Raw genomic sequence first — 12,696 nt, 5'->3', positions numbered from 1 at the left:
GAGGCGGTGACATGGCCTGGAGCTCGGCTCGATTCCAGAGTGGAGGCGATCCGATGAGGTCACGGCTTGCTCGCGGGTGAGCGGCGACCGTTCGGACAGCACTTTCGCCGACAGCTTCGGCTGAGTCTTGGCGGCATCCGGCTGTTCATGCTCGGCCAGTTGTGGCTACGTCGCGCCTTCGACGCCTAACCGTGCGCACGCCACGCGCTTCGGGCGAGTCGGGAGTCGGCACTCAGCCGTCCACACACGCGGCCAACACTGGCTAAGTCGCGCCGTCGACGGTGAATCGTCCACGCGCCCTGCGCTCCCGCGCCGACACCCAGCCATGCGCTCGCCGTCACCTCGGTTGAGTCGCGCCGCGACACCGGGTCGTGCACTCGCCGTCACCTGCGGCTAGCTCGCGCCGTCTGCATCCGGCCGTCGCGCGACAGTGGTCAGCGACAGTGCCGTTGCCATCGGAGCTGGTCAGCGAAAGCCCGTCCTGCCACCACCCGTGCTGCGAGCGGTCAGCGGCCACCCCTCCCGAAAACACCCGGCGTGCGATGCTGGACCACATGACCGCCGATCCTGATTCCGGCCTGCTCTCCCCGGTGCGCGCCGGAACCCCGGCCGAAGCGGGGACCGGTGACCGGGCCTTCGCCGCCGCCATGTTGGACGCGGAGGCAGCGCTCGCACGGGCGCAGGCGCGGCTCGGCACGGTCCCGTCCGAGGCAGCCGAGCGCATCACCGCGGCCGCTCGAGCGTTGGGCGAGGGCGAACTCGACGTCGTCCAACTGGCCCGCGACGCGCGTGCGACCGGAAACCCCGTGGTCGGCTTGGTGCGCACGCTGTCCGCCAAAGTCCCGGACGATGCCGATTACGTGCATCGCGGCTCGACCAGTCAAGACATTGTCGACACGGCGATGATGTCGGTCGCGCGCGACGTTCTGCGGCTGATCACCGCGGACCTGGCAGCGATCGCGGACACGCTCGCCGAGTTGGCACGTACGCACCGCGAGACGGTCATGCCCGGACGCACCCTCACTGCCCACGCGGTTCCGACGACGTTTGGCCTGAAAGCGGCGATCTGGCGGCAGGGCGTCCAGGAATCCGCGCGCCGGATCGCTGAGCTCCGACTACCGGTCTCGCTTGGTGGCGCGGCAGGAACGTTGGCCGCGTACGTCCAGTACGGCGACGGCACCGCCGACTATGCGGAACGGTTGGTCGCCGCCTTCGCCGAGGAAACCGGTTTGACCGCACCGATCTTGCCCTGGCACGCGGATCGCGCACCGGTGGCGGAACTGGTGTCCGCGTTGGCTGGCGTGACGACGGCGTTGGGCAAAATCGCGGTCGACGTTCAGGTCCTCGCCCGCACCGAGATCGGCGAAGCGACCGAGGCGACCGGCGGCGGGTCTTCGGCGATGCCGCACAAGCAAAACCCGGTGCAGTCGGCGTTGATCCGGTCGGCGGCGCTGCAAGTACCGGTGCTGGCGGCGGGAGTTACGCAGTCCGGTCTGGCGGAGGACGAGCGTTCGGCGGGGGTCTGGCAGGCCGAGTGGCAGCTGTTGCGCGAGTGTCTGCGCCTGACCGGCGGGGCCACCCATACGGCCGTGGATTTGGTGCGAGGGCTGGACATTCACGCGGACCGCATGCAGAAGAACCTCGCGCTGACCAATGGGTTGATCGTCTCGGAACGACTGTCGGCCGCGCTGGCGCCGAAGCTGGGCAAGACCCGCGCGAAAGACTTGCTGGGCACTGCTTCCCGGCGCGCGATTGAGGAAAACCGTCCGCTGTCGGAGATTCTGGCGGACACGCCGGAGATCACCAGCGCCGTCGACGCAACGACGCTGGCCGGTCTGTTAGACCCGGCGCAGTACCTCGGGGCGGCACGGCGGTTGGTGGACCGGGCGCTGGAAGACCCCGCGGAATAAGCCGGGATCGCTGCCGGAAATGCCCGGCAAGCGATCCCGGTTACTCCACTGTGGACTGACTAGTGGGCCAAGCCATGCCCGCCGGGCTCGTGTCGACGAGGCTGGACAGCCGGGTCGACCTCGACGGGTTCCTCGTCCTCCGGAAGCAGAACCCCGTGCCGTGCCGGGAGAACCGCGGTCAGCAGGCCCAGGACGGCGATGCCGAGGTGCAGCCAGTTGTCCGCGTCGCCGAGGTTCAGCGGGTTGCCGAGGCCGGACACCGGATTGACCGAGATCATCCCGGTCAGCATCAGACCCCAGACGAACAGCGCGCCGTAGCCGATGAAGAGCAGCCAGCCGAACGTCCGCGCGCGGCCGGAACCCAAAGCGAGCAGCAGGCCGATCACGCCGGTCACCACGTGGACGACGTTGTTCAGCGGATTGGCGGAAAACCGCCACAAAGTGACACCGTGTCCGGTGAAATCCCCGAACCCGGACTTCACGAGCCCGATGATGCCGTAGGCGAGAAACAGGACTCCGAGCAGAACGGCCAGCACCTGGGCGGGCTGCAGCCCTTCCACCCGAACGCGGGCTCGATGCGCACGAACCATGACTCCAGTCCTTCCCGTACCGAGATGACGGTGGGTCAACCCTGAAGGAATACCCCCGCCGAAACCGGGCCGAAACCCGAATCCGGCCGTCCCGGACGCGCCGCCGGGCAAGATCGGGGCTGGTGAGGCTGCTGAGCCACGCGGTGACCCCGTGGGGCACCGGCTCAGACGAGCGCGGCGACCAGCAGGGCGAAGGCGGCGATGATGATCGCGACCCGCGCATAGTGGTAGCGGTCCCACCGGCTCATCTGCTCTTTCCAGTCCGCGGGCCGGTTCTCCGCCGTCCACGTCTTGCCGCGGTTGTTGATCGGGACGAGCAGCAGGATCGACATCAGCACGCTCACCACCAGCAGTCCGGCCCCGATCACGACAAGACTGGTGCCGGGCCGGCCCCACGCGGCGATCGCCCAGATCGCGCTCAGGACGAGCGAACCGATGTACCAGAACGGCATGAGGGCGCCGAGCATCCGGCCGCCGTGGGAGCGGCCTTGCTGATTGCTGTCGTCCGGGAGCCCGTTGAGGATCGCGTTGATGACGAAGGCGACAGAAAACTCGACCCCCACCATCACGCCGACGACCACGATGGTGCAGACCGCGAGTGCGCTGAGCATGATGACCTTCCCAAAATCTAGCGTTGCTAGCTGATGAGGCGATGCTAGTACTACTGCCGCTCGGTTGTCTAGCAGTGCTAGACTCAGCTCATGTCGGTCCACACACGCAAACAGCGCGAACAAGCGGAACGCGAGCGCCTCATCGTCGCGACGGCCCGTGAGCTCGCCGAGCAGCAGGGCTGGGACGCGGTCACCACCCGCAGGCTCGCCGAGCGCATCGAGTACAGCCAGCCCGTTCTCTACAGCCACTTCCGCGGCAAGCGCGAGATCATCGGCGCGGTCGCGCTCGAAGGAGCCGCCGAACTGGCGGCTGCGGTGCGGGCCGCGACCCTCGGCGTGACCGATCCGCGCGCCCGGGTCACCGCTCTCGCCCGCGCGTACCTCGACTTCGCCGAGCACCACCCGGCGGTCTACGACGCCATCTTCCAGCTCGACGGCGGCCTCGCGTTCGCGCAGGACGACACCCCGGAGCAGCTGAAAGACGCCTTCGCCGCCCTGCTGGAAACCCTCGGCGAGGTCGCCGGGGACGGCGTCGCACCGGGTCTGTTCACCGAGTTGTTCTGGGCGTCCCTGCACGGGATCGCGACGCTGACCCGAGCGGGACGGCAGCCGCGGGAGTTTGCCGAACAGCGCATCGGCCTGCTGGTGGAACGCCTCGTCGTGGTCTGATCCACCGCTGCTTGCCCGCAGCCCGCCCGAGCGTCACGCGTACTGGCCGGTACCGAGAGCCATCCCACAAAGCCACCCCATTCGGCGAACTCTGATCACTCGATCGGGGAAGTCGGGGCATGCGCAGGGCGAACACGTTCCTTTTGCTCGGTCTCGTTCTCGGTGCGGTCATCGCGTTTCTGGCCACCGAGGCCGAGCCGTACCGGCAGGTGATCACGGCCGCCGGACCGACGGACGGGCCGGGCGTCATCTCGCCTGCCTCCGACTCGAGCACCCCCGGCCCGAAGCGGAGCACCGGCAGCTCCGCGCCCCAGCAAGGCGCGGATCTCAACACCGAACTCCCCGCGCTCGTCCCGCAAGGGCACGTCAGCGTGGTCGTCTACGACCGCACCACAGGGACGACCCCGGTCTCCCTCGACGCGCACCGGCACTACACCTCCGCGTCCCTCGTGAAGCTGCTCATCGCCCTCGACGCACTCGACCGCGGCAGCAGTCCGGGAACCGTGCGGGAAATGCTCTCCCGCAGCGACGACGACACCGCCAGCCAGCTGTGGGTCGCGGGCGGCGAGACGAGGATCGTCCACGAAGCGGTGACCGAAATGGGCCTCGCTGAAACGAGGCCGCCCAAGGCACCGGGACGCTGGGGCGACACCGAAATCACCGCCGCCGACATCACGCGCGTCTACCGCTACCTGATGGACCGGGCACCGGCTGAGCACCGCACGACGATTCTCCAGGCCCTCGGCGAGGCCACCGAAAACGGAGCCGACGGCTTCCGTCAGTACTTCGGCATCCCGGACGCTCTCGGCGACGTGCGCTGGGCGGTCAAACAAGGCTGGTCCTGCTGCAACCCCGGGCGCATCCTGCACACCTCAGGCCTGGTCAAGGACAACCGGTACATCGTCACCGTCCTCACCGAGAACCCCCGCACGGTCAGCTACGACGACGCCGAAACCCAGGTCACCGAAGTGGTCAAGCACCTTCCCGGGATCCGCTGAGCGTCACTGCTCCACCGCGGTCAGCGCGCCCCGCGCGCCTGTGCTCGGCAACGGCCACGGCTTCACCCCGCCGGTCACGTCGGCCCGCTGCCCTGGCGCCGACGGGCCGGGGATCCGCTGCCCGATCCACGTCAGCACGTCCGGCAGCTGCGCCTTGAACGTGTTCATGTTGTGGCCCGCGTCCGGAATCCGCCACGTCGTGAACTGCACCGGCGGCTGGGCGGCGGCGCGCATTTGGTCGACCGCCCGGCTTTCGTTCTGTTCCTTCTCGCCGGAGATCGCGAGCAGTTCCAGCGGGGCCGGATGCTGCCGGAGGGTGATCTTGACGTTGTTCGCGTTCTCGATGTCCTTGCGGCCGCGGAAAAGGTTCTCGGTTTCACCGTCCACTTGCGCCTTTTCGTAGCCGCTCACGCTCGCCGCCTGCGCGTACCACTGCGGATGCCGCGTCACGAGGTTCAGCGCGCAATAGCCGCCGGACGACCAGCCCGCGATCGTCCACGCCCGGCGGTCCGGATTGAGGCCGAGTCGCTGGATTCCCCATTCCCGGACGTCCGCGGACAAATAGGTGTCGTTGGGACTTCCGTTGACCTCGTCGACGCATTCGGTGTCGTGGCCGATTTTCGGCGTTCCGGTCGGGTCCGGGATCAGCACGATCACCGGCGGCAGGAGATGCTTCGAAATCGCCGCGTCAAGCTGTTCGGGCAGGTGGTACCCGATCGGGGCGGTGGTGACCTCGGGGCCGGACGGGTAGTTCGGGATCCAGATGATCGCCGGGAACCGCATCGCCTTGTACGGGTGCTGGAAGTATTGCGGCGGAAGGTAAACCGTCACGTCGCGGGTCAGGCCGGTGCGCCGCCCGGTCACCGTCACGTGCGCGATGGTCCCCTTGCCGACCCGCGCGTGCGCCACGCCGAGGTCGCGCGCCCGGCCGAGGTCGACGCCGTTGTCGCCGCCCTCGACGTCGATGCCCTCGGCGGCGAACGCGCCGGTCCCGAGCAGCGAGCCGAGCGTCGGGAAGAATCCGCCGATCATGTTGCCGGTCAAGCCAAGGGTGACGATGACGAGGCACAGCGCGACAACCACCTGGGCACTGCGGCCGAGTTGCTTGCGCTTGCGCCATTTGTCCCAAAACCACGGGACCGAGACGACCGCGAGGAGCGCGAGCACGCCGATCACCGCGAGCATGACGGGCGAATCCAACCTGATTGCGCTCAGGTGCACGGGAAACCTCCAGGACCGATCGCGCGCCCGAAAGGCGGGACCCGCTGCTCTAGATACGTTTGAGGGGCCACCCTCGTTGTGATCACGTGACGGCGATCACGCCAGAATGGCCCCGACAAACTCAGCGAAACCTCAGGATTGCCCGTTCGTCCCTGATTAGTTGCCGAATGCGCCGCGCAGCACCGTGATCGCTTGAGTGATCGCCGCTTCCGCCGCGTGCGTTTCACGAAGCGCGTTCACCATCACGAAGTCGTGGATCACGCCCTGGTACCGGACCGCCGTCACCGGCACTCCCGCCTGACGCAGCTTCGCGGCGTACGCCTCGCCTTCGTCGCGAAGGACGTCCGCCTCGCCAGTGATCACGAGCGCCGGCGGCAGTCCGGTCAACTGCTCCACAGTTGCGCGAAGCGGCGAAGCGGTGATCTCGGCACGCTGCGCTTCGTCGGTCGTGTACTGGTCCCAGAACCACTTCATGCCTTCGCGGCTGAGGAAGTAACCGTCGGCGAACTTGGTGTACGACTCGGTGTCGAACGAAGCGTCAGTGACCGGGTAGAACAGCACCTGCTGCAGGAACTTCACGTCACCGCGCTCTTTCGCCATCAGCGTCAGCGCCGCGGTCATGTTTCCGCCGACGGAGTCGCCCGCGATCGCGATTCGCGTGGTGTCGAGCCCCTTCTCCGCACCGTGCTGGACAACCCACTTCACGGCGGCGTAGTTCTCTTCGATCGCGACGGGGTAGCGGACCTCGGGCGAACGGCTGTATTCCGGGAAAACGACAGCCGCGCCGGTTCCGGCGGCGAGTTCGCGGACGAGCCGCTCATGGGTGTGGAAATCGCCGAAGACCCAGCCGGCCCCGTGGATGTAGACGAGCACCGGCAGGTCCCCGGTGACGCCCCGCGGCTTGACGATCCGGACCTCGACGTCGCCGTTCGGTCCGCCCGGGACGGTCAGCGTCTCGATGTCGGCGGGGGCGAGTTCGACGTCGCCGTCCTGGACGCCGTCGACCGCCTTGCGGCCCTCGGCGGGCGGGAGCTGGAACAGGTACGGAGGCTGGTCGGTGGCCTCGGCGAACGCCTGGGCGGCCGGTTCGAGGACGAGGTTCTGCGGGTTCGCGGTCATGGCTTCCTCCGGTAGCGGATCGGTCGGACCGCACAAACATAGCTCTCCACTTAGTTGTGCACAACTTAATGTTGCTCAATGAGATCTAGAGCACTTGAGTTGCCCTCGCGGCCCAGCCGAGAGAGGATGGAGAGCTGGCAGGAGAAACTCGCGGGAGGCGACCGATGACCAGCCCAGACGCCGGGGAAACCGGCTCGCTGCTGCTTGACGACCAGCTGTGCTTCGGCCTGTACTCGGCCTCCCGGGCGGTCACCGCGCTCTACCGCGCGCTGCTGGAACCGCTCGACCTCACGTATCCGCAGTACCTGGTGATGCTCGCGCTGTGGCAGCAGGACGAGCAGCAGGTCAAGGAACTCGGAGCCGCGCTGAACCTCGACTCCGGCACGCTGTCGCCGCTGCTCAAGCGGCTGGAGAAGGCCGGGCTGATCAAGCGCGAACGCCAGTCCGACGACGAGCGCTCGGTCCGCATCCGGCTGACCGAGGAGGGATCCGCCTTGCGCGCCAAGGCGGAACGGATCCCGCCGCACGTCGGAGCGGCGATGAACCTGGACAACGCCGAACTGGGCCGGATGCGCGCCGCGATGGACCAGCTGACGGCGTCGGTCAACGCCTACCGGGAGTCCTACCGGCCGAGCTGACCCGGGCGCCATGGTTAGCATGAGCCCCAGGGCGAGCGTGAGGACGGCGATGAGCACACAGGACGAAGCACTGCGCGCGGTGGAAGCCAGTCTGGACCGGCCGTCGGCGGCCCGTGTCTACGACTACTTCATCGGCGGCACCACCAACTACGCGATCGACCGGATGTTCGCCGAGAAGGTGCGCGAACGGCTGCCGCTGATGGGCGAGTACTGCCGCACCAGCAGGCAGTTCCTCGGCCGCGCGGTGCGCCAGTGCGTGCGCGAGGGCATCCGGCAGTTCGTCGACATCGGCTCCGGCCTGCCCACCGCGGGCAACGTGCACGAGGTGGCCGACGACGAACGCCCGGAACACGACACTTCCGTGCTGTACCTGGACAACGAGCCGGTGGCGCTCGCGCATTCGCAGGTGCTGCTCGCCGACACCGCGGACGAGGACCGGCACCAGGCGATGGCCGCCGACCTCCTGCAGCCCGCCGAATTGTGGGACCGGGTCGCCGATTCGCACGTGATCGACGTCCGGCAGCCGGTGGCGCTGATCGTGAACGCGGTGCTGCACTTCATCAAGGACGAGCAGGACCCGGACGGCATCCTCGAGTTCTACCGCAAGCAGCTCGCGCCGGGCTCGTTGCTCGTTCTTTCCCAGATGACCAACGAAAACCCGGTGGACGACAACGAACGCCAGGCGCTGGTCGACATCATCAAGTACTACGAGTCGACGACGAACCCGGGCATCCTGCGCACGAAGGCGGAGTTCGAGCGTTTCTTCGGCGGCTGGCCGCTGCTCGAACCGGGCCTGGTGTACGCGCCGGCGTGGCATCCGGACGCCGACACGGTGTTCGCGAAGGCGCCGTCCGAGTCGCGCGTGATCGGCGGCGTGGCCCGCAAACCGCAGGCCTGACAGGGTTTTCCCACCCGGCCTCCACCCCCGGGTGGAGGCGCGGGACGGCCCCGGCCCGGCACTGTGGTCCCCGTGCCGAACACCTTCGACAACATCCTGATCGGCCTGGTCGTCCTGACCTGGCTGATCTGGCGACAACTGCAAGCCCGCCGCGCCGACCGCCCGCCGGTAGTCCTGCTCGTCATCAGCGCACTGGGCGCCGCCTCACTCGGGTTCGCCATCGCGACAACCACGCCAACCTCAGCGGCGATCCTGTTACTGGCCACCAGTTTCGTGGCAGCTGGCGGCTTCGGCGTAGCCCGCGGATACACCATGCGAATCTGGCGCACCGACGGAACCCTGTGGCGGCAAGGCAATTGGCTGACCGCCGCCCTGTGGCTGATTTCCTTCGGCATCCACTTAGGACTGGACTTCGCCGTCGACGCAGTCAATTCCACCCGCGGTCTCGGCAGCGCTTCAATCTTGCTCTATCTCGCCGTTTCCCTTGCCGCCCAACGACTAACAGTCCGCTCCCGTAGTCACGAGGCCCTGCGCAAGCCTTCCAACGCCGCGTAAACCGCGTCCCGCCCCAACTCCACCGCTCTCCGCAACACGGCTGGATCCCGTTCCAGCACCACAACATCCGGCGCACCAGCGGGCGGCCGCACACTCACCAGCCGCGGGTCTTCCCGCAACTGGCGCTCGTCCTCCAGATCCCGGTGATACTGCGTCCGCCAAGCATCGATGGTGCCCGGCGCGTGCCTCCGGAGAAACCGGGGCACCACCACGTCCTGCACCCGCGGCGGAGGCACCGGATGCTCGTCCTCGCGCCGGGTCCGCAACACCAGCACGTCCGTCGCCCCCTGCGCGAGCGCCGTACGAAACGGCAACGGCTCGGCGATCCCCGCGTCCACGAACCGCCGCGCACCCATCGCAATCGGCGGCCCAGCCAGCACCGGCATGCACGACGACGCCGCGAGCGCTGTTTTGATCCCGTCGACGTCCTCGATGAACGGATGCAGGTCAGTCGACTCGCCGGTGTCGGCGTCGGTGGCGAGCGGATGGAAGCCGACCGGATTCGCCAGTATCGCCGGGAAATCCATCGGTTCGAGCACCGAGTACACCTGGTGCACGAGATACTCGAGATCGATCACCGCCCGGCCGCGCAAGGTGTGCAGCGGGTTGATGATCCGCCGCATGACGGCCGGATTCCACCACGTCCGCACGCCGGTCCGGGAGCGGCCGCACAACAGCCACGCCGCGTTGAGCGCACCGGCGGAGGCACCGTAGACGTCGTCGAACGCACTGGTGGCCCCGAGTTCGTCGAGCGCGAGCACCATCCCGCTGGAGTACGTGCCGCGACTGCTGCCCCCTTCGACGGCAAGCGCAAGCCGGCGGCCGTCTGTTCGCTGCCCGGGCACGCTGCCTTCGGCGATTCGGGTGGTGAGCAGTTCTAGGACCGGGTGCACTCCTCCATCTTGATCCTTTCCCTGGCTTGGATCGACCCGATTTGCCCTGTCCCCGCGGGCGGCCTGACTTGTGCTGCGGCCCTGCGGGTCTCTCGCTCGCGGCAATCTCGCACTGGCACCGGCAGCACCGATTCGTGATCATCACGACCGGTGATTCTGTCACCGTCTGCAGACAACCGTGATACTGTCCGTATTGTTCGGTGAGGAAGCTGGGGAGGCTTTCGTGACTGATGACGACGTCGAGCGCGTCAGACACCTGCCTGCGAACATGCAGGGTCCGTTGGTGCCGGGGTACAAGTATGTCCGGGACAAAACGCCGGAGCAGGTGGCGAAGGAAGCCGCCGATGCACAGGCGAAGGCCAATGAGGGCATGTCCACCGGTGGTGGCGGGTATCGGCTGACTCCGGAGCTGCTCAAGGAGATCGTCACCGAGATCGACGACATCCTCGACTGGATTCAACTCGACCCTCGCCAGCAGGCTCGAGCCTTGACTTCTTTCGTGCCAATGGGTGATGAAGTCGCCAGCATCGCTTATGTGCAAGACGCCAACGCGGCAGGTCGGTCGTACAACAACTATCTCAACAGCGTGGTGGCCGAACTCCAGCGTCAGAAGGACGCGTTTCAACAGGCCCTGGATACTTACCAAAAGCAAGAGCACCAGGCAACGGATCACCTGAAAGGCGTCAACCCCTCGCGATGAATAGCCGCTACGCCGCCACGTTCACGTTCGCGCTCGCCGCAGTCCTGCTCAGCGGTTGTTCCGGCGAGCCTGGCAACGCAACTCCCACGGCGCCTCCCCCTTCCAGTTCTGCGGGACCCCAGTTCGGTGCGCCATCAGTGCCCGCACCACTCGACGCGACGCCGCTGGAAAAGGACCCCTGCGCCGCGATGAACGCGGACCAGGTCACGAGTCTGGGCGCTCCGTTTAAGAACACAGCCCCTCAACCCGACGGCGCGACCGGACCGACTTGTGGCTGGCGCTTCGCTACGGACGATGGACCTTCCTCTGTAGGCGGAACCGTGGTAACCAAGGATCCGAGCCACAGTGGCCTTAGCGGCATCTACGGCCAGCAGAAGGCTGGTGCATTAACCAAGTTCGAGCCCTTCACTGTGGCGGGCTACCCGGGTGTCATCTACGACCCGGCTAGCAATTCTCCGGCAGGGCTCTGCACGATGACCGTCGGACTGCGCAATGACCTCACCTACGTCATCAACGTCAACCTCGACAGTCTCAAGAAGCCTTTCGCCGACAGCTGCGAAGTCGGCAAAAAGGTGGCCGGATACGTGATCCAATACCTCCAGAAGGGAGGCCATTGATGCCGGACGGCTACACGGGCGCGGATGTCTACGCCCGGATGCATCGCTACGGCGGCAACACCGCCTCCCTCGATTCTGGCCAGCAGGCGGCCGAAGCGCTTAAATCCGCCCACGAAGAGCTCGTGACGCGGATTGCGCGGCTGCAGGGCAAGATGGACGCCTCCTGGGAAGGCGACGCGGCGGGCAAGGCCAAGGCTGGTCTCACCCCGCTGCTGGAAACCTCTCAGCAGGCGTCGGAGGACCTCGGCCGCAGCGCTCAGTCCCTCACCGCGCAGAACGGCGGCTTTCACAGCACGCTCAACAAGCTCACTCCGATGGACGCGAACCGTCCTGATACCAACGATTTGGCCAGCTACAGTCCGTTCGGCGCGAGTGATTCGGAAAAATCCGCGGCGCGGTGGGACGACGCCGACAAGAACAATAAAGAGGCCTACGGGTCTTACGTCGCCACCACGAACGGGAATCGCAATTCTTCGGCCAAGGACTATCCGGTTTTGAATGCCGCTCCGGCCGGGATCGCGGTTGGTTCCGCGCCGAGCGTCGGCGGGACGTCCGGCCCGACTGGCGGAACCGGAAGCAGCGGCGGGTACAGCGGAGGCTTCCACGGCGGCGGACACACGCCTGACCCCGGCACCGGGTACGCGCCCAGCCCTAGCGGCGGACACCCGTCCAGCCCCGGCGGCAGCCCCCTCGGGTCCAGCCCGGTCAGCAGCTCCGTGCCGCCACCAGCAACCGGCTCCGCTCACCTTCCGGACAGCGGAAGCTCCCCTGCGGAGCACGCCTCAGCACCGGATTCCACCACCACGGCCGGGTACACGCCTAAGGCACCGGTCAGCGACGCGCCTGGGTTCGGCTCCGGACGGCTGCCGACATTCGGACCGGCCACCAGCGGCACGGATTCGACCGGCGGCGGGTTCGGTCTCCCGACTGGCGGATTCGGCGCTCCCGGCGGCAGCGGGGAGAGCAGCGTCGGCGGACGGACCGGCAACGGAGGCAACGTCGGGTCGCGCAGCGGACCGCAGCTTGGCGCAGGGGCGGGAACCGGTACCGGGACCCCAGCGAGCGGCCAGAGCGCGGCGCGTCCCGGCATCGTCGGCGGAACGGGAGCCAAGGGATCGCCGGGAGTGGGCGGCATGGGCGCTGGCGCTGGTAAAGGCAAGGGCACCGAAGACGAGGAGCACCAGCGGAAAGTCACCTACCTCGACGACGACGTCGACGAGTTGTTCGGCGGCTACCCCGACGGAATGCGCCCGACCCCGCCCACCATCGGAGCCTGA

The 12,696-nt window shown here is 67.5% G+C and carries 14 protein-coding genes; 9 read left to right on the top strand and 5 right to left on the bottom strand.

Features of this window, described 5'->3' with window-relative positions:
- Positions 1-554: 554 nt before the first annotated feature.
- Positions 555-1,910 carry a 3-carboxy-cis,cis-muconate cycloisomerase gene (gene pcaB / locus WA670_RS05930; protein ID WP_336157092.1) on the top strand — a complete coding sequence of 452 codons (1,356 nt, stop codon included), beginning with the start codon at positions 555-557 and terminating at the stop codon, positions 1,908-1,910.
- Positions 1,911-1,969: 59 nt separating this feature from the next.
- Here pcaB and WA670_RS05925 read toward each other — a convergent pair whose 3' ends face one another.
- Both WA670_RS05925 and WA670_RS05920 read right to left on the bottom strand, forming a co-directional pair.
- Positions 1,970-2,500 carry a DUF4383 domain-containing protein gene (locus WA670_RS05925; RefSeq protein WP_336157091.1) on the bottom strand — a complete coding sequence of 177 codons (531 nt, stop codon included), beginning with the start codon at positions 2,498-2,500 and terminating at the stop codon, positions 1,970-1,972.
- Between the two features lie 164 nt (positions 2,501-2,664).
- Positions 2,665-3,111 (bottom strand): anthrone oxygenase family protein, encoded by a 447-nt coding sequence (locus tag WA670_RS05920; RefSeq protein ID WP_043837668.1) that lies wholly within the window; start codon positions 3,109-3,111, stop codon positions 2,665-2,667.
- A 90-nt stretch (positions 3,112-3,201) separates the two neighbouring features.
- Here WA670_RS05920 and WA670_RS05915 point away from each other — a divergent pair, with 90 nt between their 5' ends.
- Positions 3,202-3,780, top strand: coding sequence for a TetR/AcrR family transcriptional regulator (locus tag WA670_RS05915; protein WP_037807340.1), 579 nt, complete (start codon positions 3,202-3,204; stop codon positions 3,778-3,780).
- 119 nt (positions 3,781-3,899) lie between these two features.
- The gene (locus tag WA670_RS05910; RefSeq protein ID WP_336157090.1) at positions 3,900-4,778 is read left to right on the top strand and encodes a hypothetical protein; all 879 of its coding nucleotides are present in this window, start codon (positions 3,900-3,902) and stop codon (positions 4,776-4,778) included.
- A 3-nt stretch (positions 4,779-4,781) separates the two neighbouring features.
- Here the strand turns inward: WA670_RS05910 and WA670_RS05905 are convergent, their stop codons facing one another.
- Both WA670_RS05905 and WA670_RS05900 read right to left on the bottom strand, forming a co-directional pair.
- Positions 4,782-5,963 carry an alpha/beta hydrolase gene (locus WA670_RS05905; protein WP_336157089.1) on the bottom strand — a complete coding sequence of 394 codons (1,182 nt, stop codon included), beginning with the start codon at positions 5,961-5,963 and terminating at the stop codon, positions 4,782-4,784.
- 192 nt (positions 5,964-6,155) lie between these two features.
- Positions 6,156-7,118, bottom strand: a complete 963-nt coding sequence (locus WA670_RS05900; protein ID WP_134732628.1) for an alpha/beta hydrolase — start codon at positions 7,116-7,118, stop codon at positions 6,156-6,158.
- Positions 7,119-7,282: 164 nt separating this feature from the next.
- On the opposite strand from WA670_RS05900, the gene WA670_RS05895 reads away from it, so the two are divergent.
- From WA670_RS05895 to WA670_RS05885, 3 genes are all read left to right on the top strand, one after another.
- Positions 7,283-7,756 (top strand): MarR family winged helix-turn-helix transcriptional regulator, encoded by a 474-nt coding sequence (locus tag WA670_RS05895; protein WP_275291224.1) that lies wholly within the window; start codon positions 7,283-7,285, stop codon positions 7,754-7,756.
- 49 nt (positions 7,757-7,805) lie between these two features.
- Positions 7,806-8,654: an SAM-dependent methyltransferase gene (locus WA670_RS05890; RefSeq protein ID WP_037807331.1), complete on the top strand. Its 849-nt coding sequence runs from the start codon at positions 7,806-7,808 to the stop codon at positions 8,652-8,654.
- Between the two features lie 72 nt (positions 8,655-8,726).
- Positions 8,727-9,209 carry a hypothetical protein gene (locus WA670_RS05885; RefSeq protein ID WP_336157088.1) on the top strand — a complete coding sequence of 161 codons (483 nt, stop codon included), beginning with the start codon at positions 8,727-8,729 and terminating at the stop codon, positions 9,207-9,209.
- On the opposite strand, the gene WA670_RS05880 is transcribed toward WA670_RS05885, so the two are convergent.
- Positions 9,173-10,102: a patatin-like phospholipase family protein gene (locus WA670_RS05880; RefSeq protein WP_336157087.1), complete on the bottom strand. Its 930-nt coding sequence runs from the start codon at positions 10,100-10,102 to the stop codon at positions 9,173-9,175. The genes WA670_RS05885 and WA670_RS05880 overlap by 37 nt on opposite strands.
- 223 nt (positions 10,103-10,325) lie before the next feature.
- On the opposite strand from WA670_RS05880, the gene WA670_RS05875 reads away from it, so the two are divergent.
- Genes WA670_RS05875 through WA670_RS05865 form a run of 3 tightly spaced genes read left to right on the top strand, consistent with a single transcriptional unit; the run spans position 10,326 to position 12,696 of the window.
- The gene (locus WA670_RS05875) at positions 10,326-10,802 is read left to right on the top strand and encodes a PE domain-containing protein (RefSeq protein ID WP_336157086.1); all 477 of its coding nucleotides are present in this window, start codon (positions 10,326-10,328) and stop codon (positions 10,800-10,802) included.
- A complete protein-coding gene (locus WA670_RS05870) occupies positions 10,799-11,419 on the top strand; it encodes a DUF3558 domain-containing protein (RefSeq protein WP_134732632.1) in 621 nt (206 codons plus the stop codon). Before WA670_RS05875 ends, WA670_RS05870 begins: the two co-directional genes overlap by 4 nt.
- Positions 11,419-12,696, top strand: a complete 1,278-nt coding sequence (locus tag WA670_RS05865) for a WXG100 family type VII secretion target (protein WP_336157085.1) — start codon at positions 11,419-11,421, stop codon at positions 12,694-12,696. Before WA670_RS05870 ends, WA670_RS05865 begins: the two co-directional genes overlap by 1 nt.

Source organism: Amycolatopsis sp. VC5-11 (genome assembly GCF_037034185.1).
Lineage (GTDB): Bacteria > Actinomycetota > Actinomycetes > Mycobacteriales > Pseudonocardiaceae > Amycolatopsis > Amycolatopsis nivea.
Note: the sequence above shows the minus strand (reverse complement) of the source record. Positions and strands in the feature narration are given on the sequence as shown.